General features: G+C 68.6%; 18 protein-coding genes. 10 read left to right on the top strand and 8 right to left on the bottom strand.

Annotated features, from left to right (window positions below; all coding sequences use genetic code 11):
- The first annotated feature begins 19 nt into the window (after positions 1 to 19).
- The 4 genes from CHB69_RS09600 to ubiA are packed head-to-tail and all read left to right on the top strand — an operon-like array spanning position 20 to position 4,232.
- Complete coding sequence (locus CHB69_RS09600) at positions 20 to 2,005, top strand: TadE/TadG family type IV pilus assembly protein (RefSeq protein ID WP_089215937.1); 1,986 nt, start codon at positions 20 to 22, stop codon at positions 2,003 to 2,005.
- Complete coding sequence (locus CHB69_RS09595) at positions 2,002 to 2,607, top strand: TadE/TadG family type IV pilus assembly protein (protein ID WP_089215787.1); 606 nt, start codon at positions 2,002 to 2,004, stop codon at positions 2,605 to 2,607. The genes CHB69_RS09600 and CHB69_RS09595 overlap by 4 nt, the downstream gene beginning before the upstream one ends.
- Positions 2,598 to 3,263: a TadE/TadG family type IV pilus assembly protein gene (locus tag CHB69_RS09590; RefSeq protein WP_089215786.1), complete on the top strand. Its 666-nt coding sequence runs from the start codon at positions 2,598 to 2,600 to the stop codon at positions 3,261 to 3,263. Before CHB69_RS09595 ends, CHB69_RS09590 begins: the two co-directional genes overlap by 10 nt.
- Positions 3,264 to 3,323: 60 nt before the next feature.
- Positions 3,324 to 4,232: a 4-hydroxybenzoate octaprenyltransferase gene (ubiA, locus tag CHB69_RS09585; RefSeq protein WP_089215936.1), complete on the top strand. Its 909-nt coding sequence runs from the start codon at positions 3,324 to 3,326 to the stop codon at positions 4,230 to 4,232.
- Here ubiA and smc read toward each other — a convergent pair whose 3' ends face one another.
- The 4 genes from smc to CHB69_RS09565 form a co-directional block, all read right to left on the bottom strand.
- Positions 4,233 to 7,676 (bottom strand): chromosome segregation protein SMC, encoded by a 3,444-nt coding sequence (gene smc, locus CHB69_RS09580; RefSeq protein ID WP_089215785.1) that lies wholly within the window; start codon positions 7,674 to 7,676, stop codon positions 4,233 to 4,235.
- Between the two features lie 304 nt (positions 7,677 to 7,980).
- Positions 7,981 to 8,730, bottom strand: a complete 750-nt coding sequence (locus CHB69_RS09575) for a thioredoxin domain-containing protein (RefSeq protein ID WP_245836675.1) — start codon at positions 8,728 to 8,730, stop codon at positions 7,981 to 7,983.
- A gap of 35 nt (positions 8,731 to 8,765) precedes the next feature.
- The gene (locus CHB69_RS09570; RefSeq protein WP_089215783.1) at positions 8,766 to 9,485 is read right to left on the bottom strand and encodes a thioredoxin domain-containing protein; all 720 of its coding nucleotides are present in this window, start codon (positions 9,483 to 9,485) and stop codon (positions 8,766 to 8,768) included.
- 12 nt (positions 9,486 to 9,497) lie between these two features.
- Complete coding sequence (locus CHB69_RS09565; RefSeq protein ID WP_089215935.1) at positions 9,498 to 10,064, bottom strand: DUF721 domain-containing protein; 567 nt, start codon at positions 10,062 to 10,064, stop codon at positions 9,498 to 9,500.
- Positions 10,065 to 10,090: 26 nt separating this feature from the next.
- Between CHB69_RS09565 and CHB69_RS09560 the strand changes: the two genes are divergently transcribed.
- From CHB69_RS09560 to nudC, 3 genes are read left to right on the top strand one after another with little or no spacing between them, the layout of a single operon-like run.
- On the top strand, positions 10,091 to 11,131 hold the full coding sequence (locus CHB69_RS09560) for an A/G-specific adenine glycosylase (RefSeq protein ID WP_170935506.1): 1,041 nt from the start codon (positions 10,091 to 10,093) through the stop codon (positions 11,129 to 11,131).
- A complete protein-coding gene (locus CHB69_RS09555; RefSeq protein ID WP_089215782.1) occupies positions 11,128 to 12,414 on the top strand; it encodes a serine hydrolase domain-containing protein in 1,287 nt (428 codons plus the stop codon). Before CHB69_RS09560 ends, CHB69_RS09555 begins: the two co-directional genes overlap by 4 nt.
- Positions 12,414 to 13,292: an NAD(+) diphosphatase gene (gene nudC / locus CHB69_RS09550; protein WP_089215781.1), complete on the top strand. Its 879-nt coding sequence runs from the start codon at positions 12,414 to 12,416 to the stop codon at positions 13,290 to 13,292. Before CHB69_RS09555 ends, nudC begins: the two co-directional genes overlap by 1 nt.
- Before the next feature lie 7 nt (positions 13,293 to 13,299).
- Here nudC and CHB69_RS09545 read toward each other — a convergent pair whose 3' ends face one another.
- Entirely contained in the window at positions 13,300 to 15,261 is a 1,962-nt protein-coding gene (locus CHB69_RS09545; RefSeq protein WP_089215780.1) for an alkyl/aryl-sulfatase, read from the bottom strand.
- 95 nt (positions 15,262 to 15,356) lie between these two features.
- On the opposite strand from CHB69_RS09545, the gene CHB69_RS09540 reads away from it, so the two are divergent.
- Positions 15,357 to 15,842, top strand: a complete 486-nt coding sequence (locus CHB69_RS09540; RefSeq protein ID WP_089215779.1) for a flavodoxin family protein — start codon at positions 15,357 to 15,359, stop codon at positions 15,840 to 15,842.
- A 32-nt stretch (positions 15,843 to 15,874) separates the two neighbouring features.
- On the opposite strand, the gene glpX is transcribed toward CHB69_RS09540, so the two are convergent.
- The gene (gene glpX / locus CHB69_RS09535; RefSeq protein WP_089215778.1) at positions 15,875 to 16,846 is read right to left on the bottom strand and encodes a class II fructose-bisphosphatase; all 972 of its coding nucleotides are present in this window, start codon (positions 16,844 to 16,846) and stop codon (positions 15,875 to 15,877) included.
- A 101-nt stretch (positions 16,847 to 16,947) separates the two neighbouring features.
- Here glpX and CHB69_RS09530 point away from each other — a divergent pair, with 101 nt between their 5' ends.
- Positions 16,948 to 17,367, top strand: coding sequence for a hypothetical protein (locus CHB69_RS09530; RefSeq protein ID WP_245836671.1), 420 nt, complete (start codon positions 16,948 to 16,950; stop codon positions 17,365 to 17,367).
- A gap of 148 nt (positions 17,368 to 17,515) precedes the next feature.
- On the opposite strand, the gene CHB69_RS09525 is transcribed toward CHB69_RS09530, so the two are convergent.
- Both CHB69_RS09525 and CHB69_RS09520 read right to left on the bottom strand, forming a co-directional pair.
- Positions 17,516 to 18,847, bottom strand: a complete 1,332-nt coding sequence (locus CHB69_RS09525; protein ID WP_089215777.1) for a homoserine dehydrogenase — start codon at positions 18,845 to 18,847, stop codon at positions 17,516 to 17,518.
- A 137-nt stretch (positions 18,848 to 18,984) separates the two neighbouring features.
- A complete protein-coding gene (locus tag CHB69_RS09520; protein ID WP_089215776.1) occupies positions 18,985 to 19,800 on the bottom strand; it encodes a hypothetical protein in 816 nt (271 codons plus the stop codon).
- A gap of 339 nt (positions 19,801 to 20,139) precedes the next feature.
- Between CHB69_RS09520 and CHB69_RS09515 the strand changes: the two genes are divergently transcribed.
- Positions 20,140 to 20,790, top strand: a complete 651-nt coding sequence (locus CHB69_RS09515) for an energy transducer TonB (RefSeq protein WP_089215775.1) — start codon at positions 20,140 to 20,142, stop codon at positions 20,788 to 20,790.
- Positions 20,791 to 20,800: the final 10 nt, after the last annotated feature.

Raw genomic sequence — 20,800 nt, 5'->3', positions numbered from 1 at the left:
CTAGAGGGGGTCAGTGACCATGCGTGGGACCATCATTCGCCGCTTCCGCTCGGGCGCCGGGAAGCTTCTTCGCGACCAGCGCGGCAACGCCCTGATGCTCACAGCCGCCGCGGTGGTGCCGCTCGTTGGTATCGTCGGCTCGGCGGTCGATATCGGCCGCGCCTATATGACCCAGCTTCGCTTGCAGCAGGCGTGCGACGCGGGCGTGCTCGCGGGCCGCCGTGCGATGGCCGGCGGCACCTATACCGACGCTGCCGAGGCCGAAGCGAACAAGATGTTCGACTTCAACTTCCCCGACGGCATATATGGCAGCAGCGAGATCAGCTTCGCGTCGGAGGCGAGCAGCCCGTCGGACGTCATCGGCACCGCGAGCGCGCGCCTGCCCACCGCCTTGATGCAGATTTTCGGCTTCACCAAATTCGACCTCGCGGTGAATTGCACGGCGAAGCTCGAAATTTCGAACGCCGACGTGATGATGGTGCTCGACGTCACCGGGTCGATGAACAGCACCAATTCGGGCGACACGGTCAACCGCATCACCGCGCTTCAGACCGCCGCAGTCGATTTCTTCGACACGCTGACCACGGCGGAGATCGGCGACGGCCGGCTGCGCTTCGGGGTCGTTCCGTACAGCTCGACCGCCAATGTCGGCGCGATCCTGATGGACAAGGATCCCGACTGGATCTCCGACTATATGCTCGTGCCCTCGCGCACGCCGGTGATCCGCTACAATTGGAGCGGCGGCAATATACCCTCGGGCGTGACAACGGGCACGACGAGCTATGGCGATTGGTCGACGATCACCGCGGTCGCCAGCCCGTCGAGCAGCTTCTGCTCGGGTCTTACACCGCCTGCCGATTCGGAATCGACATCGGCGGCGACACCAAGCATGAACCGCACGACCTGGTTCGTCGACAAAAATGGCACGCGTCGCTACGTCAACGACAACAAGACCGTGCATCGCCGCTATAATTATCGTTATACATGGTCGGACGGAAAATGTCTGTTACAGGGGCGCGAGGTGACCTTCACCCACGCGGCGGCGAGCAATCCAACCTCGTCGTCCTTCGAGAATAGATATCGCTACGAAGACCGGCTGTTCGATGTGTCGAGTGTCAAATCGGGCTCGGCCTTGGTGACCGACACTGGCGACAATGGCGCGAGCCGCTCCTACAATTGGGGCGGCTGCGTGATGGAGCGCTTCACTGAACCCTTCGATGACGACGAGACTGCGTCCAGCGATGCTCTCGACATGGACGTCGACAGCGCACCGACCGGCGACGAGTTTACCAAATGGCAGCTGCTGATCCCCGAAGTGGCCTTCCCGCGCGCGGCCAGTCCCGGTTCGAGTCCGTCTACGAGCGGTGCGCTGACGGTCGATGTTTATGATTCATACGGGCGGCGGCGGATCTCTCAAGAGACCGACACTAACGGCAGTTGGCAAAATTACTCGCGCTATTGGAGCAATGGCTGGGGTGTCTGCCCGGCGGCGGCGATGAAGCTGACGACGATGACTGCGGCCGACAAGAGCGATTTCGAGGATTATATCAATTCGCTGAAACCGCTCGGCGGCACCTATCACGACGCCGGAATGGTGTGGGGGGTGCGGCTGCTGTCGCCCGATGGCATGTTTGCCGACGAAAATGCCGAGGCGCCGAACAAGCGCCCGATCAGCCGCCACATCATCTTCATGACCGACGGCGAGATGGCGCCGAACTGGGGCAATTTGACCTTCCAGGGCTATGAGGAATTGATGCACCGCGTCAGCGGCACCTACAGCACCAGCTTGACGTCGCTCCACAACAACCGGTTCCAGCAGCTATGCACTGCTGCCAAGCGGAAGAATATCACCGTCTGGGTGGTCAGTTTCGGCACTTCGCTCAACAGCTCGCTCGAAAATTGCGCGAGCCCGGGCAAGGCCTATGAGGCGAAGAATGCCGCCTCGCTCAACGAGAATTTCCAGGCGATCGCCCGGCAAATCTCGAAGCTGAGGCTGTCGCAATGATCGGGCGGCCGTTCGTCCGGCGCGGTCCGCGTCGCCTCGGCCGCGACGAAAGCGGCATTGCCGTGGTCGAGTTTGCGCTCACTGCGCCGCTCTTCCTGCTGCTGATCATGGGCATCTTCGATTTCTCGTGGCAGATGTATGCGAACCAGGTGTTGCAGGGCGCGGTCAGCAAGGCCGCGCGCGACGCGACGCTCGAAACCAATGCCAGCGACCAGTCGGCGCTCGACGCGAGTGTACGCGAGCGCGTTCTGAACGTCTTTCCCGATGCCCAGGTCAGCTTTACGCGCCTCGCCTACAACAGCTACGACGAGGTCGGCGATCCCGAATCCTTCAACGATACGAACAAGAACGGCGAATATGATGCCGGGGAGTGCTTCGAGGACGTCAACGGCAACGGCGTCTGGGACAGCGATCGCGGGCAGACGGGCAACGGCGGCGCCGACGACGTCGTTCTCTATACCGCGTCGATGCGGATCACCCGCGTCCTGCCGGTCTGGCGCATGCTCGGCCAGTCGCAGGTCGTGACGCTGAAGTCGACGACCGTCCTGCGCAACCAGCCCTATACGACCAGCACCGAAACGAGCGAGGTCATATGCGACTAGCACGCCGCTTCCGGATATTCGCCCCCGCCGCGATGCGTTTCGCGCGCGATCGGCGCGCGACGGTTCTCATCGAGATGGGCTTCGCCATCCCCTTCCTCGTCTTCGTAGGATTTGCCGGGATGGAGGTCGCCAACCTGACCCTCGTCAACACGCGCATCAGCCAGATCGGCCTCAGCGCCGCCGACAACGCCTCGCGCATCGCCTTCGGCAGCAACCTGTCGCAGCCGCAGGTGCGCGAACTCGACATCAACGAGGTATTCACCGGTGTCGCCGAACAGGCGCGCGGGCTCGATTTCGCGCAGCACGGGCGGATCATCCTGTCGAGCCTCGAACGCAATGCGGACGGGGGGCAATGGATCCACTGGCAGCGCTGCTTCGGCAGCCTCGACGTCGATTCGAGCTATGGGCCGCAAGGGACCGGCGCGACGGGCACCGATTTCAAGGGCATGGGCCCTGAAGGCAGCGAAGTGACGGCGGCGGCGGGAACCGCCGTGATGTTCGTCGAAATTTCCTATGAATATCAGCCTTTGCTTTATGGAAAGTGGCTCGGACCCAAGACGATCCGCTCGACCGCCGCATTCAACATCCGCGAGGGCCGCGACCTGTCGAAAGTCTATAATCCCTCGCCCGCGGCGTCGGTTTCAAGCTGTAGCTGACCCGGGCGCGCAATCGCCCATTTATCCCCGGCGCTGCGGCTGCTATCGCTCGCGCGCGTGATGACGGCGATCCATCCTCCCGACAGCCAGCATCAGGGCTTTCTCGCGCTGCTGCCCGCGCGGGCGCGGCCCTATGCGCTGCTCGCGCGTTTCGACCGTCCGATCGGCTGGTGGCTGCTCTATTGGCCGTGCGCGTGGGGCCTCGCGCTCGGCGGCGGGGCGCGGAGTCACTGGACGCTCTTTTTCTGGATGCTGCTCGGCGCGATCGCGATGCGCGGCGCGGGCTGCGTCTATAACGACATCGTCGACCGCGACCTCGACGCACAGGTCGCGCGCACCGCGTCGCGCCCCGTGGCAAGCGGTGCGGTGCCGGTGAAGGCGGCGCTTGCCTGGACGGGGCTGCTCGCTCTCGTCGGGCTGGTCGTGCTGCTGCAGCTTTCCTTGCCTGCTCAGATCGTGGCGCTCGCAAGCCTCGCGCTCGTCGCCGCCTATCCGTTTATGAAGCGGATCACCTGGTGGCCGCAGGCGTGGCTCGGGCTCGTCTTCAGCTGGGGCGCGCTCGTCGGCTGGATCGCGGTCGGCGGGCCGCAGGGGCTCGCGCTGCCCCTGCTCTATGCCGGCTGCATCGCGTGGGTGATCGGTTACGACACCATCTACGCGCTTCAGGATATCGAGGACGACGCGCTCGTCGGGGTGAAGTCGGCGGCGCGCGCGCTGGGGCGCCATGTCCGCGGCGGGGTTGCGATCTGCTATGCGGCGGCGCTCGCGCTGTGGGCAGGGGCGCTGTGGCACGTCCGTCCCGACCCGCTGGTGCTCGTCGCGCTCATCCCCGCCGCCTTGCACCTGACCGGGCAGGTCGCAACGCTCGATCCGGCAAACCACGCCGACGCGCTCGCGAAGTTCCGCAGCAACCGCTTCGCCGGGCTGCTGGTGTTCGCGGCGATGCTGGTGGTGGGAAGCGCGGGTTGATTATTCGGCCGCGAGCAGTTCCTCGGCGCCGCCAAGGTCGACCGAGACGAGGCGGCTGACGCCCTTCTCGACCATCGTCACGCCGAACAGCCGGTGCATACGCGCCATCGTCACCGCATTGTGGGTGACGATCAGATAGCGCGTGTTCGTCTCGCGCGTCATGCGGTCGAGCAGGTCGCAGAAGCGCTCGATATTGGCGTCGTCGAGCGGCGCGTCGACCTCGTCGAGGACGCAGATCGGCGCGGGGTTGGTGAGGAAGAGGCCGAAGATCAGAGCCACCGCCGTCAGCGCTTGCTCGCCGCCCGAGAGGAGGGTGAGCGAGCCGAGCCGCTTGCCCGGCGGCTGCGCCATGATTTCGAGCCCCGCTTCGAGCGGATCGTCCGAATCGACGAGCTCCAGATGCGCTTGCCCGCCGTTGAACAGCGTCGTGAAGAGCCGCTGGAAATGGCCGTTCACCGCCTCGAACGCGGCGAGCAGCCGCACGCGGCCTTCGCGGTTCAGATTGCCGATCGAGCCGCGCAGCCGGTTCACCGCCTGTTGCAGCTCGTCGATCTCGGCGGCGCTCTTCTCGCGCTCGGTGTCGAGTTCGGCGAGTTCGTCGGCGGCGACCAGATTGACCGGGCCGAGCCGCTCGCGCTCGCCGATCAGCCGGTCGTGCGCCGCCGATTCGGTGCCAGCGTCGCCGACGCTGTCGCTTTCGAAGCCGGCCTTTTGCGGCAGCAGCGGCGGCGGGCATTCGAAGCGTTCGCCCGACACGCGCCCCATCTCGATCCGGCGCTGTTCGGCATTTTCGGAGCGCGCGGCCGCGCCGGCGCGCGTTTCGCGCGCTGCGGCGACGCGCTCGCGGATCGTCGTCAGCGCCGTCTCGGCTTCGCGCAGCGCCGCCTCGGCTTCGCGTTCGCGCGCTTCGGCGGCGGCCGCCTGCTCGCGCAGTTCGGCCTGCCGCGTCTCGGCGGCGGCGCGCTCGGCGGCCAGCTTTTCGGGCAGGTCGGCAAGTTTCGCGACTTCGGCGGCGAGCGCGTCGCCGCGCTTGTCCATGTCGGTCACGCGCCGCGCCGCCTCGCCGGCGCGCGCCTTCCAGCTCTTGATTTCGGCGGCGACGACCGCTTGCCGTTCGGAGAGGCCGGCAAGGCTGCGCTCGTGCGCGGCGAGCGCGTCGCGCGCGGCATGGGCATCGGCGCGCGCGCCTTCGGCGGTTTGTTCCTCAGTGTCGAGCGCCGCGCGGGCGAGACTTTCGTCGGGGAGCGCGGCGAGCGTCGCTTCCTGCGCCGCGAGCGTTTCGGCGGCTTCGCTCGCGGCCGCGGCGATCTCCTGACGCCGCCGGTCGAACAGCGCGGCGGCGTCGCGGTGGCGGTCGAGCGCCGCCTGCGCCTGATCGGCGGCGCGCAGTGCGGCGCGGCGCGCCTCGTCGGCGTCGGCGAGCCGCTTGCGCGCGGCCGCGGCGCCGTCGGTCCGCTCGGCGAGCGTGGCCGCCATTGCGTCGCGCCGGTCGCGCAGCGCCTGCACCCCGCGTTCGGCGTCGGGCCGCTGCGCCGCCAGCGCGTCGAGGCGGTTCTGGCGCATCAATCGCTCGCTCGCGGTTGCGCCGTCGCCGCGCGTGACGAAACCGTCCCAGCGGCGCATCACGCCGCCCATGGTCACGAGCCGCTGGCCGGCCGCGAGCGGCTGGCCCGCGTCGCTTTCGACGACTGCGACCTGCGCGAGCCGCCGTGCCAGCGCGGGCGGCGCGTCGACGACCTCGGCGAGCGCGCGCGTGCCGGCGGGGAGCACCGGGTCGGCCTCGCCCTTCCCGGCCCCACGCCAGCTGCGCGCGGCATCCTCCTCGGTGCCCGCGTCGAGGTCGTCGCCGAGCGCGGCGGCGAGCGCGGCTTCGTAACCGGGCTTCACCTTGATCCGGTCGAGAATGCGCGCCGCATCGCTCCGCGCGGCGGTGAGCGCGCGTTCGAGCGTCGCCGCCTCGCTTTCGAGCGCGGCGAGCGCGGCGCGCGCTTCGGCGAGTGCGGTGTCGATTTCGGCGAGCGCGGCGGTCGCGGCCTCGCGGTCGGCTTCGGCCTCTTCGAGCGCGGCTTCGGCCGCCTCGATCGCGGCCTCGGCCTCGGCGGCCGCGCCGGCGCTGCGTTCGACCGTTTCGGCGAGCGCGTCGCTGTCGCCGAGCGCGGCGACTTCGGCCTCGACGCTCGCGCGCTGGCCCTCGACGCGGCGCACCGCCGCTTCGGCGGTGTCGCGGGCGTTGATCGCGACGCGGCGATCGGCGGCTTCGCTCGCCGCCTTCGCCCGTGCCTGCGCGAGCGAGACTTCGGCGTCGCGCAGCCGCGTCTGCGCCGTCTGGCTCGCCTCGACGAGCGCCGCCTTGCCGGCATCGTGGCTCGCGATTTCCCGCGCCAGTTCCTTGGCTTCGCTGTCGAGCGCGGTCAGCGCGGCGTGGGCGTCGCGCGCCAGGTCGCCCTCGCGCGCGCGGTCGTCGGCAAGCCGCGCCTGCTGCGCCGCCAGATCTTCGAGCCGCTGCCGCGCCGCCCGTTCCTCGCCGGCGAGTCGCACCTGCGTCGCGGTCGCCTCGGCGAGCGCATCGCGCTGCGCCTGTGCCTCGCTGCGCGCCGCGGCGACGCGGGCCGCGACTTCGGCCTGCGCCTTCGACACGGCTTCGAGTTCGTCCTGCGCGGCCTTTACCGCGGCTTCGGCGGCGTCGGCGTCGCGGCGCGCCTGATCGGCGGCGGCGGCGGCGTCGCGCCAGCGCGCATAGATCAGCCGCCCCTCGGCGATGCGGATCTCGTCGCTCAGCCTCTTATATTTCTCCGCCGCGCGCGCCTGCCGCCGCAGCGCGTTCGCGCGCACTTCCATGTCGGCGACGATTTCGGAGAGGCGTGCGAGATTGGTCTCGGTCGCGCGCAGCTTTTGCTCGGCGTCGTTGCGGCGAACGTGGAGGCCGGCGATCCCCGCCGCCTCCTCCAGCATCGCGCGGCGGTCGGCGGGTTTCGCCGCGATGACGCCCGCGATCTTTCCCTGGCTGACGAGCGCGGGGCTGTGCGCGCCGGTCGCCGCGTCGGCGAAGATCAGCGCGACATCTTTCGCTCGCACGTCGCGGCCGTTGGCGCGATAGGCGCTGCCCGCGCCGCGCTCGATGCGGCGGATAACCTCGAGCTCGTCGCCGTCGCTCTCGCCCGCCAGCCCGGCGACAATCGCGCCCCCGGTGTCGCAGTGCAGCGCGACTTCGGCGAAATCGCGCGGCGGGCGCGACGAGGTGCCCGCGAAGATCACATCCTCCATCCCGCCGCCGCGCATCGACTTGGGCGAGGATTCGCCCATCACCCAGCGGATCGCCTCGAGCAGGTTCGACTTGCCGCAGCCATTGGGGCCGACGACGCCGGTCAGCCCCGGCTCGATGCGCAGCTCGGTGGGTTCGACGAAGCTTTTGAAACCGGTGAGGCGCAGCCGTTTTATCTGCACGAAAACCCCCCGTGCAGTCGGTCGAATCGCAGGCCGTGTAACGTCGGCGTCACATATCCCCCTTTGCTGCCGTCATGCCGCGCGGGCGGGGGAGTCGCAAGAGGTGTCGAAAGGTTCACGCGGAGACGCGGAGACGCGGAGGCGCGGAGGAAGGCATTCGGGGCCGGCCCTTCTTTCGCCGCGGTTCGGTTTGGCACAATCGCTGGGCGGAGGGCCGCTTCGCGGCCTGCACGATTTCTCCGCGCCTCCGCGCCTCCGCGTGAAACTCTTTCTCCGCGCGCTCTGCGCTTCAAATCTGACGGCGTCAGCGCGCGCCCATCGTGCGCAACCGGTCGCGCATCAGCGGCCAGGTCGCGACGCCCTCGGTGACCTGCCCGTTGATCAGGAAGGTCGGCGTGCCGCGCACGTCATATTTCTTGACCGCTTCGTTGGTCGCATCCTCGAGCTTCTGGATATCGTCGACCTTGCCGAGGCAGGCATTGACCTGTTCGCCGGTCATCCCGCGCGACTGATAGAATTGGTCGAGTTGCATCGCCTTGGCGAGCTGCTGGAAACGGACGCTGGGCGGCGATTTCATCGCGGCCTCATAGCCCTGCGGATTGGCCTGCGCGGCTTCGAAAATCTGCGCCTGCGAGGCAAAGGTGCTCTGCGTCAGCGGGAAATAGCGCTCGACCGGCGCGCAATGGGTGATCGCGGCGGCGGTCAGGTCGAGCCCGTCGCGGATGAAGTTGCGCAGCTCCAGGCTGACGCGGCCGGTGTCGATGAAGTCGCGCTTCATCTCTTCATGGCTTTCGGTCGCGAAATCGGCGCAGTGCGGGCAGGTCAGCGACGCGAATTCGACGATCTTGATCGGCGCGTCGGGGTTGCCCATCACGCGGCCGCCCTCGGGCGTCACGGCGACGACGTCGGACCAGCTCTTGCCGGCGGGCGGCGCGACCTTGGCGATCACCGCTTGCTCTTCGGTGGTGTCGGTCTTGCTGTCGCCGCAGGCGGCGAGCGCGAGCGCGCCGAGCGAGGACAGGATGGCGAGGCGCAGAAGGGGCTGGGTCTTCACGTCATTCTCCGGAAACATTCGTCGATGCAGAATCATTAGGAGCCCTTGATCGCGGCGTCGAGCAGGGTTTTGAGTTCGGGCCAATGACCGACTTCGGCGCGGCGGCCGTTGATGAAGAAGGTGGGGGTGCCTTTCACGCGGTCGGCATTGAGGCCGATATTCGTCATCCCCATCAGTTCGGCCTCGGCAACGCCGCTCGAAAGGCAGGCCTTGATCTGCGCCGCGCTATAGCCGCGCCCGCGCATCAGCGCGTCGAGCCCGACATCGGCGGCGATGCGCGCCGTGCGTTCGCCGAGCGCGCCCTGATACCATGGCGCCTGCTGCTCCTTGGTCAGCTTCGCGGCCTTGGCGAGCCAGACCGGCTGCGCGGCAAAGATCGCCTGATGATTGGCGGCGAAGGCCTTCGCCCCGCCGCAGCGCGCGAGCATCGCCGCGGTCATGTCGACGGGGTCGCGGATCAGGTTGCGATATTCGAAAAGGACGCTGCCCTTGTCGATATATTGCGCCTTGAGCGGCACCCCCGCTTCCTTCGCGAACTCGGCGCAGTGCGAGCAGGTGTAGCTGAAATATTCGACCAGCTTCACCTTAGCCTGCGGGTTGCCGACGCTGTAGGCGCCGATGCCGCTCTCGCCGATCGTCGCCGACCAGGCGGTGGCGGCCGGGGGGGCGGCTGCGGTGAGCAGCGGGATGCTCGACAGCGGCAGCAGCACGGCGGCGAGAAGATACCTGGGGATGTGGACGGGTGGACGGGCCATCGGGTCTTTCGTTCAGCTGATCTTGGGGAGCTTCGGCGGTGCCGCGAGCCCCGCCGCCATGCGTTCGAGCACGGTGCGAAGCTCGGGGTCGCCGATGTCGCGCAGACTCTCCCCCAGCTCGGCGGGTACGGGCTTCAGCATTGCGGCAGGCTGAACGGGCGGCGCGCGTTCGATCTGGCCGTGGGTCATGCGAACCTGCGCGATCGCGGCATAGCCGAAGAAGCGATTGACCGCGGCGATGATGTCGGGCGTGACGTGCTGGAGCATCGGGGCGTGCGCGCCGCTGATCGTCAGGTGCAGCGTGCCGCCGGCCTTCTGCCCCGTGGGAAAGCGGATCATCGCGGGCTGGGTCACGTCGGCGAGCCGGTCGCCGACGATCTCGCGCCAGCGGCTGACGACCGACGACTGGATGAAGCCGAACTTGCGAAAGGCGGCGCGGCCGATCTCGGGGACGAGGTCGGCGATCGCACGCGGCTCGCCGCCGCGCGGACGCTCATAGGGGCGCGCGGGCGCCTTTTTCGTCCCCGTTTTCGCCTTCGCCTTTTTGGCGGGCTTATCCTCGCTGCCTGCTTTCGCCATGCGCGCCGCCATGCCATAGGCGGGGGGTGAGCGTCCAGACTTCCGAGCCCCCCGATGCCGCGTGCGGCGATTTCGCCGGCCGCCTGCTCGACTGGTACGACCGGTCGGCGCGCGCGCTGCCATGGCGGGTGCCGCCGGGAAGCGGAAGGGTGCCCGATCCCTATCGCGTCTGGATGGCCGAAGTGATGCTCCAGCAGACGACCGTCGCCGCGGTCGCGGGCTATTACGAGCGCTTCACCGCGCGCTGGCCGACGGTCGCCGACCTTGCAGCAGCGGACGATGCCGACGTCATGGCGGCGTGGGCGGGGCTCGGCTATTATGCCCGCGCACGCAACCTGCTCGCCTGCGCGCGCGCCATCGTCCGCGATCATGGCGGCGGTTTTCCGGACAGCGAAGCGGGACTGCGCAGCCTGCCGGGGGTCGGCGACTACACCGCCGCCGCGGTTGCGGCGATCGCCTTCGGCCGGCCCGCGGTCGTCGTCGATGCCAATATCGAGCGGGTGATCGCGCGTCATCGGCTGATCGAAACCCCGCTTCCCGCAGCCAAGCGCGCGTTCAAGGCTGAACTGGCGCCGCTGGTCCCCGCTGATCGGCCGGGCGATTTCGCGCAGGCGCTGATGGACCTCGGGGCGGGCGTCTGCACCCCGCGCGCTCCGGCCTGCGACCGCTGCCCCGTCGGCGCCGATTGCCGTGCGCGCGGGCGCGCCGACATCGAACGCCTGCCGGTCAAGCCCGCGAAGAAGGCGAAGCCGCAGCGTTACGGGATCGCCCACTGGATCGAGCGCGACGATCGGTTGTGGCTCGTGCGACGTCCCGAAAAGGGGATGCTCGGCGGGATGCGCGCGTTGCCCGGCGGCGAGTGGGCGGCAATGCCGCCCGCCGAGTCGGGGATTGCCGAAGTCGATCATGGCTTCACCCATTTCGACCTTCGGCTGACGCTGGTGCGGCGCGAAGCCCCGCTTGCCGCAGCGGAAGGCGAATGGTGGCCGCTCGCGACGCTTGACGCGGCGGGCCTGCCGACGCTCTATCGCAAGCTCGTCGACAAGATGCGGGAGAGAAAGGGATGAATCGGATGGTTTCGCGCCGGGCGTTGCTCGGCGGCATGGCGCTCGGCGGCGCCGCGGCCTTTCTGCCCGGCGCGGCCTTTGCGTTCCGCGCCGACGGCGCTGCGCTGTTTCCGGCGACCAATGCCTTCATCACCGGTTTCGTCGATCGCGGCGAGCTTGCGAGCACGCTCGCCTGCATCGGCAAGGGGCAGGAGGCGCCGCTCTATTTCGGCGCGGGGACGCAGGCGATGGATTCAACGAGGCCGGTCGGCCCCGACACGCTGTGGCGGCTCTATTCGATGACCAAGCCGGTCACCGCGATGGCGGCGATGCTGCTGATCGAGGACGGCAAGATGGGGCTCGACCAGCCGATCGCCGATTTCCTTCCGGCTTTCCGCAATATGAAGGTTCAGGATACGCCCGACGGGTCGATCACCGCCGTGCATCCGGCAAAGACGCCGATCACGGTGCGCCAGTTGCTCACCCACACCGCGGGGCTCGGCTATGGCATCATCCAGAAGGGGCCGATCCGCGACGCCTATAACAAGGCGGGCATCCTCGGCGGGCAGGTCAGCCGGCTCCCGATCCCCGGATTTGCCGATGCGACGCCCGCGCCCAGCCTCGCGGCCTTTGCCGACCGCCTCGCCGAACTGCCGCTCGTCTATGAGCCCGGCACGCGTTGGAGCTATTCGGTCGGGCTCGACCTGATGGGGCGGGTGATCGAGCTGGTCTCGGGCCAGCCGTTCGAGGCCTTCCTCAAGGCGCGCCTTTTCGATCCGCTCGGCATGACGAGCACCTGGTTCCAGGTTCCCGCGAGCGAGGTCGGGCGGCTGACCACCAACTATGCGCCCGTCGCGGGCGCGCTGATCCCGATCGACCCCGCGACCAGCTCGATCTATCTCGACAAACCGCCGGTGCCTTATGGCGGCGGCGGGCTGGTTTCGAGCGCGCGCGACTATGACCGCTTCCTCGCGATGCTGCTCGGCGAGGGCGCGACGGGTGGCGTGCGCATCATGAAACCGGAAACCGCGCGCCTCGCCATGTCGAACCTGATCGACGACAGCATCGACCGCAAGGGCACGTTCATCGACGGCGAAGGCTTCGGCGCGGGCGGGCGCGTCTCGCTGCCGACCTCGCCGACCGGCGAGGGGCTTTACGGCTGGGCGGGCGCCGCGGGAACGGTGGGCTTCGTCGACCGCAGGCGCGGCTATCGCGTCGGCGGCTATACGCAATATATGCCGTCGAACGCGCTGCCCTTTCAGGCCGATTTCGGCAAGAATTTCTACCTGGATGTGATGAGCTGATGCCCAATCCATTGGGTTTTGTCGGGGCGTGGCTCGACCGCGCCGACCAGCTTCGCACCGATCCGCAGGCGTTCGCCGCGGCGTGCGTCGATCCGCGCGCGCGCTGCCTCGCGCTCGACGGCGTCGATTTCGTGCCGGGCGACGGCGGCGGGCTGCGCTGGGAGCCGCTCGATCCCGCCGACGACCGCGCACTGATGCTGCTCGGCCGCGACGATCGCGGCATCCCCTATTTCGTGCGCGAAGCGCCGCGCGGCGCGCGCATCGACGCGCGCTCGCGCACCGTGATGCGGCTCCTGCCGCTGCTGTCGCCTCAGGACCTCGCGCTCTATGGCGGCGCGCGCAGCCTCGTCGACTGGCACGCGCGCCACGGCTTTTGCGCGGTGTGCGGGTCCCCGACCGGGATTTTCCGCGCCGGCTGGGGGCGTCGCTGCGGCGGCTGCGGCGCCGAGCATTTTCCGCGCGTCGACCCGGTGGTCATCATGCTCGCCGAACATGACGGCCGCGTCCTCGTCGGGCGCCAGCGGCAATTCCCGCCGGGCATGTTCTCGGCGCTCGCGGGCTTCGTCGAGCCCGGCGAATCGCTCGAGGAAGCGGTCGCGCGCGAGCTTTTCGAGGAAGCCGGAATCCGCGTGTCGGACGTGACCTATGTCGCGAGCCAGCCCTGGCCCTTTCCCTCGTCGCTGATGGTCGGTTGCCGCGCCGTCGCCACCGACCCCGCGCTGACGCTCGACGAAACCGAGATCGAGGCGGCGATGTGGGTCGACCGCGCCGAGGTGCGCGCGGCGCTCGGCGGCGATATGGAGGCGCCCTTCATGGTGCCGCCGCCGCTCGCGATCGCGCGCTATCTGCTCGAAGACTGGGCCGGCTGGATGCCCTGAACCCGCCCTAAGGCACCACCACGTTGAAGCGCGGATCGGCCGGCGGGTGCAGCGCGAACCACGACAAGAAGGCGGTGCGGTCGCCGTCGATCTTGATCGCGCCCGATTGCAGCAGCGCCGGAAATTGCGCCTGGCCCAGCATCACGTCGTCGAGCGTCGCCCGGTCGACGGTGATCGTCGCGACCGGCGCCGGATCGGTGACGCCATAGCGCGGGAATTCGACCCCGCCCTCGACGACGACCGCGACCGCTTCCTTGCTGTCGGGCAGCACGAACTGGAAGGTGCCGGCGAGCGCCTTGCCCTTTGCGGCGTCGAAGCGCGTCGCGAGCGCGTCGAAAAAAACCGGCGTCGGGATCGCGCTGACGAACGAGCGGCTTTGCCCGTTGCCCGACACCGTATCGAGCTCGGTGCCGCGCAGCGTCGCCGCGGCGGCGAGATAATAGTTGCGCCACGCCCCCGATTCGGCCTGATAGCCGAGCTGGTCATAGGCCGAGGCGAGCGCCGCGCGACCGGCCGCATTGTCGGGCTCGGCAAAGACGAGCTTGTTCAAAAGCTCGGCCGCCCAGCGATAATCGCCCGCCGCGATCGCCGCCTGTCCCGCCGCGAGCAGCCGGTCGGCACCGCCCGCCAGCGCGACATATCGGGCGGCGCTCTGTTCGGGGGGCAGGGGGTTCAGATTGGCGGGATTGCCGTCCCACCAGCCGAAATAGCGCTGATAGGTCGCCTTCATATTGTGGTTGAGCGTCCCGTAATAATCGCGGGTCGAAAAGTCGCGGCCCTGCACCGGCGCTTCGGGCGTCTGATCGGCGAGCTCGTGCAGCGTCGCGCCGCGATTGGCGAGGAACAGCGTGCGGTCGTGGACGTAGCGATAGGCATCGCGCTGATCGGTGAGCAGCGCCTTCACATTATCCGCGCCCCACGTCGGCCAGTGATGCGAGCCGAGCGCGACCTCGGCCTTGCCGCCCCATTTGAGCAGCATCGCGTCGATCACCTTCGACCAGCGCAGCGCGTCGCGCACCTGCGCGCCGCGCAGGGTCAGGATATTGTGGAGATTGTGGGTGACGACCTCGGTCGTGTGCAGCGCGCGGTAGGCGGGGATATAGAAGACCATTTCGGCCGGCGCCTCGGTGCCGCCGGCGTCCATCGCGTCGAATTCGATCCCGTCGATGGTCAGCGTCGCGCCGGTCGCCGGGACCGTCTCGGTCGGCTCCATGTAGCCGATCGTCCCCGCCGACAGCCGCGGACCGAGCCCGGTGTCGACCTGGCCCTTCGGCCCGGGCGGCAGGATCGACCCGAACATATAGAGCGCGCGCCGGCTCATCGCGCCGCCGGCGAGGACATTTTCCGACGTCGCCTCTTCGGAAAAGCCGTGCGGGGCGATGATGCGGATCTTCTCCTTCGCCACCTGCTCGGGCGTCACGATGCCGCCGACGCCGCCGAAATGGTCGCTGTGGCTGTGCGAAAAGATGACCGCTTTGATCGGGCGCTTGGCGCCTTTCGCCTCGACCGTTTCGGCGAACAGCTTCCACGCCGCCGCCGCGGCTTCTTCGGAGAGCAGCGGGTCGACGACGATCCAGCCGGTCTTGCCGCGGATGACCGTCATCACCGACAGATCATAGCCGCGCAGCTGCCAGATTTTGTCCGGAACGACCTCGAACAATCCGTGGATCGCGTTGAGCCGCGCCTGCCGCCACAGCGACGGATTGACCGTATCGGGCGCCGCCGTGCCGTTCAGAAAATCATAGGCGCGGCGATCCCAGATGACCTTGCCGTCCTTGGCGACGATCAGTCCGTCCTTGATCTCGGCGATCTTGCCGCGCGCGGCGTTGGCGAAATCCTGCGGGTCGTCGAGCGGCAGCCGCGCCGCCAGTTCGGCCTGCGCGGTTCGCGTCGCCTCGCTCGCCGCGTCCTGTGCCGCGGCGGCGCCCGCCCACGGCAACATCGCTATCATCATCCACGCGCGTTTCATCGCATCCTCCCCGGTTCGGCCAGCTTGCGTCCCGCGCCCCGGCTTGGCAAGCCGGGGCCGCGCCGCGCTGCGCCGGCACGATAGGGGATTTGGCGATGGCGAAAAGCAAGCTGCTTATCATTTGGCACAGCCGGACCGGCGGCAGCCGCGCGCTCGCCGCGGCGGCGGCAAAGGGGGCGGGCGATGCGGCCGTGTCGATCCCGGCGGCGGAGGTGCATCCGGAGGATTTGTTCGCCGCGGCGGGCTATCTGTTCATCGGCCCCGAAAATCTCGCCGCGCTGTCGGGCGCGATGAAAGAGATGTTCGACCGCTGCTACTACCCCTGCCTCGGCCGCCTCGAAGGGCGCGCCTATGCGACGATCATCTGCGCGGGCAGCGACGGCGAGAATGCGCAGCGCCAGCTCGACCGGATCGCGACCGGCTGGCGGCTAAAGCGCGTCGCCGACCCGATGATCGTGAACACCGATGCCCAGACCCCCGAAGCGATCCTCGCGCCGAAGACGATTCCGCCCGCCCGCCTCGCCGAAGCGCGCGACCTGGGCGCGGCGCTCGCCGAGGGACTGGCGGCGGGGATTTTCTGAAAATTCGAATGTCCCGTCCCGCCCGAAGGCCGTCAGCCGATGCGGTGCTCGCCCTTCACCCAGCGCACGGTGCCCGATGAAGCGCGCATCACGACGCTTTCGGTGGTCAGCACGCCGCCGCGGCGATGCTTGACCCCGCGCAGCAGCGATCCGTCGGTGACGCCGGTCGCGGCGAAGATCACGTCGCCCTTGGCCAGATCCTGAAGGTCATAGACGCGGTCGAGATCCTCGATGCCCCATTTCTTCGCGCGCAGCCGCTCGTCGTCGTTGCGGAAGAGCAGGCGGCCCTTGAACTGGCCGCCGACGCAGCGCAGCGCCGCGGCGGCGAGCACGCCCTCCGGGGCGCCGCCCGATCCCATATAGATGTCGATATTGGTCTCGGGGTTGGTCGTCGCGATCACGCCCGCGACGTCGCCGTCGGGGATCAGCGCGACGCCGCAGCCGATGTCGCGCAGCTCGGCGATAATGCCCTCGTGGCGCGGGCGGTCGAGCACGCAGACGATGATGTCGTGCGCCGCGCAGCCCTTTTCGCGCGCGACCGCCTCGACATTCTCGCGCACGCTCTTGTCGAAGGTCACGATGTCGGGCGAATAGCCCGGGCCGACCGCGAGCTTGTCCATATAGACGTCGGGGGCGTTGAGCAGGCAGCCTTCCTCGGCGATCGCGAGCACCGCCAGCGCGTTGGGGCCGGCCTTCGCGGTGATCGTCGTGCCCTCGAGCGGGTCGAGCGCGATGTCGATCTTCGGCCCCTTGCCCGGCGCGCCGCCGACCTTTTCGCCGATATAGAGCATCGGCGCCTCGTCGCGCTCGCCTTCGCCGATCACGACGGTGCCGTCCATATAAAGGTCGTTGAACGCGGCGCGCATCGCTTCGACCGCCGCGGCGTCGGCGGCCTTTTCGTCGCCGCGGCCGATCAGCTTGGCGGCGGCGATCGCCGCGGCTTCGGTGACGCGGACCATTTCCAGCACGAGCACGCGATCGAGATTGCTGCCGCTCTTCGTCATTTCCGCTCTCCACTCTTTACTTGTGCCGCCCGGCCGGCATGGTGCGCCATATGGTCGCCCGCGCCGCTTGTCGAGAAGGCTTCGTCCGATTCGGGGCACTGGTGACGCTCCTGTGCGTCGGCGGCGTGACGCTGCCCGGCGCCGCGGCGCAGCCCTCCGACGAACCCGTGCGCGACGCCGACGAGGCGATCGCCCGGACGCGCGAACTCGTCGATCCGATCGAGCGCTGCAAACCCGCCGACGACGGCTCGATCACCGTGTGCGGCAACGACACCGAACGCTATCGCCTGACCCCCGAACAGCGCGCGATCGCCGGTGTCGGACAGAAGGCCGACGCTCCGCTGCCGCGCGCCGAGGCAAAGGCGATGAGCCTCGACCGGCTGCCCTACAACTGGATCTCGATCGGCAAGGGCTATCCGCCCGGCCCCGAATATAATCCGCTCTACGAACTGGCGAAGGAACGCACCGCGCCCGGCGCGGACGCCACGGCGGAGGAGGGAGAAGGCGCGGGAACGCCATAGATCCTGATTGTCCTTATGATTGAAAAGACCGAGTGTCCCCGCGAAGGCGGGGACCCATCTCCGGTCGGTTCAAAAGGAAGCGCCGGGGAGATGGGCTCCCGCCTTCGCGGGAGCACACAAGCCTGTTCAGCCAAAGACAGTCATGCCCTTAAAGCGCCAGGATCGGCATGTGCATGGGCTCGCCGACCAGATGCGCCGAGGCGCGCAGCGGGGCGAGTGCGGCGTCGATCGCGCGCGCGGGCGCTTCGTGGGTGACGAGCGCGATCACGACGCCGCCGCCCTCCTCGTCGCCGCGCTGGATGAAGCTTTCGATCGACACGCCCGCATCGCGCATCGCGGCGGTGATTTCGGCGAGCACGCCGATGCGGTCCTCGACGATCAGGCGGATATAATGTTTGCCGACGCGCGCGCCCGCGTCCGCCGCCGGCGCCTCGTCGAGTGCGTCGACCGGCATCGCGAAGGCCGGGCCATATTCGTCGCGCGCAATGTCGATGATGTCCGCGACGATCGCCGAAGCCGTCGGTCCCGCCCCCGCGCCGGCGCCCTCGAAAAACAGGCGGCCGACGAAATTGCCCTCGGCGACGACGGCATTGAGCGCGCCGGGGACATAGGCGAGCGGATGGTCGGCGGGAACGAGGCACGGCTGGACATTCTGATAGAGGCCGCCGCCGTTCGCTCCGTCGTCGCGCTCGGCCATGCCGATCAGTCGCACCCGGTGTCCCAGCGCCTCGGCCTCGCGGATGTCCGCAGCGATCACGTTCCGGATGCCCGCCGCCGCAACCGCGTCGATGTCGAGCCGCGCGCCAAAGCAGAGCGCGGCAAGGATCGACAGCTTGTGCGCGGCGTCGATCCCGTCGACGTCGAAGCTCGGATCGGCCTCGGCAAAGCCTTCGGCCTGCGCTGCGGCGAGCGCGTCGGCGAAATTGGCGCCGTCGCGTTCCATCAAGGTCAGGATATAATTGCAGGTGCCGTTGAGGATTCCATAGACGCGCGCGATCTGGTTTGCCGACGCGCCTTCGCGGATCGCCTTGATGACGGGAATGCCCCCCGCGACCGCCGCTTCATATTTGAGCGGGGTGTCGGCCTGTTCGGCAATGCGCGCGAGGTCGAGGCCGTGGTGCGCGATCATCGCCTTGTTCGCGGTGACGAGCGCCTTGCCCGCGCCGAGCGCCTGGCGCGCCAGCGTCAGCGCGGGACCGTCGGCGCCGCCGACCATCTCGACGACGACATCGACGTCGTCCGCCGCGACCAGCGCGCCCATATCGTCTTCCCAGCGATAGGCGGAAAGGTCGATGCCGCGATCCTTCTGCCGGTCGCGCGCCGAAATGGCGACGATCTCGATCGGGCGGCCCGCGCGGCGCGCGATCAGGTCGCGGTTCGCTTCGAGCAGGCGGACGACGCCGCCGCCGACGACGCCGATTCCGGCGAGCGCGACGCGAAGCGGGGCGCGGGCGGCACTGGGGGCGGGATGGGGCGACATGGCGGCACTCCGTCGAAGCTGGCAAAAAGGGGCGAGGCCCGGATGCGAGCGCCCCTATCGCCTTTTCGCGCCGATACAAGGGGAGGGCGGGCTATTTATCCTTTGCCTGCCGAAAGCCGGCGGGCGGGCCGCGGCGATCAGGCGCCCGGCGGCGGCGTGCGCGTGCGCCCGCATTCGCCGAGCGCGCCGAGCACCGCGGCATAATCCGATGCCGCCTTCTGGCGATCGGCGGCCGGGGTGCCGGCGAGCTTCGACAGCGGCAGCGTCCTGGGCAGCCCGCAGGCGAGGCGATACCAGGCAAGCGTGTTGCGCTTCGGAATCCCGGCGCCCTCGACGATTTCGCCAAAGGCGGCCGACCAGCGCCGCGACCCGTCGGCGCGCGTCGTGATCGTCAAGGAAACCGGATCGCCGTTCGCGGTGTCGAGGAACAGCTGCGTTTCGCCTTCGCCCGGCAGGGTGCCGGGGACATGGAAGCCGTTGGCGATGCCCGTGATCCTGGGCGGCGCGCCGGGCTTCACCAATTCGGTCAGGATCGCCCGAAGCTGCGCCTCGGTCGCGGCGTCCCACGCGAGCTGTGCGTCGGGCGCGACAAGGCGGATGCTGCTGGTGCTCGCCGAACCGCTGCCGCCGGCCGCGACAGGCTGGGCAAAGATCAGGACGGGCTGCTTCTTCCTGAGCTTCGCCGGTTTGCCGCGCGCGTCGAGCGGCAGGTCGACGAGATAGGATATGCGTTTTGCCAGCGGCGCCGAGCCGCGAATCAGGCTGACAATATCGGCTTCGACATAGAAGCGGCTGTGCCCTGCGGCGAGGCCGGGGGCGCGTTCGGACTCGACCCCGGCGCTGTCTTTTATCTGCGCCCGGATGACGATCGGAGCCGCGACGGCCAGGTCGGCGAGGTCCGAATAGCTATAGGGACTTTGCGCCCCGGTCGCGGCGGCATCGTCATCCTGCATCGCGAAAACGGGCGGGATTCCAATGCTTAGAAGGCTAAGGCCAAGGGCGGCGGCGGCGAGAGGGAAGCGCATCGGCAATATACTTTCTGTCGCGGTCTGGGCTCGTTGGGGCGGATCAGCCCCATCATGGGGCACCGCACATTAACCGCCGATAAAGGGTTTGCGAACTTGTCGCCACCGCGATAGGACGTCCGGCGAAGCGCCCGGAAGAACATAACAGCCGGAAGCTAACCGCCGGGTCTCGCGGAACGCATCGGAAATCATCCGGGCATGTGCGCAACCGAACCCGTCGGCATGGATTTGGTGTCAGGATGATCTAGCAAGGAGCGTCGTCCCTGAATGGCTTATGGTGATAATGTCGACCCTAAAAACAGGGTAGTGGCGATTGTCTTGGTCGGTCTGTTTACCGCATTGCTGGGCTACGGCCTGGTAAATGGGTTGAATATCAGCATCGTCAAGAAGATCGCCGAAAAATTGGACGTGGTGGACGTCGAAGAGCCGCCGCCGCCGGAGGAGCCGCCGCCGCCGCCGCCGCCGGACAATAAGCTGCCGCCGCCGCCGCCGGTCGTGACGCCTCCGTCGCCGATCCCGCCGCCGGTGACCACGAACACGGTCCAGTCGGTTCCGAAGGCGCCCCCCGCGCCGCCGCCGCCGATCTATGTTCCGCCTGCGCCCCCGGCGCCGGTCGTCGACAACAGCGCCGCCGCGTCGCCGAAGGGCAATCCGGGCCGCTGGGCGACCAACGACGACTATCCGGCGCGCGCGATGCGCGAAGAGCGTGAAGGCACGACCGGTTTCCGCGTCACCATCGGCACCGATGGCCGCGTGACCTCGTGCGACATCACCTCGTCGAGCGGGCATGCCGACCTCGATGCCGAGACGTGCAAGCTGATCTCGCGCCGCGCCCGGTTCAACCCGGCGAAGGACAAGGCGGGCAACCCCACGACGGGAAGCTACAGCAATCGCATCCGCTGGCAGATCCCGAAGTGATCCGCCCGAC

Origin of the sequence: Sphingopyxis indica (genome assembly GCF_900188185.1) — a bacterium.
Classification (GTDB): Bacteria; Pseudomonadota; Alphaproteobacteria; order Sphingomonadales; family Sphingomonadaceae; genus Sphingopyxis; species Sphingopyxis indica.
Note: the sequence above shows the minus strand (reverse complement) of the source record. Positions and strands in the feature narration are given on the sequence as shown.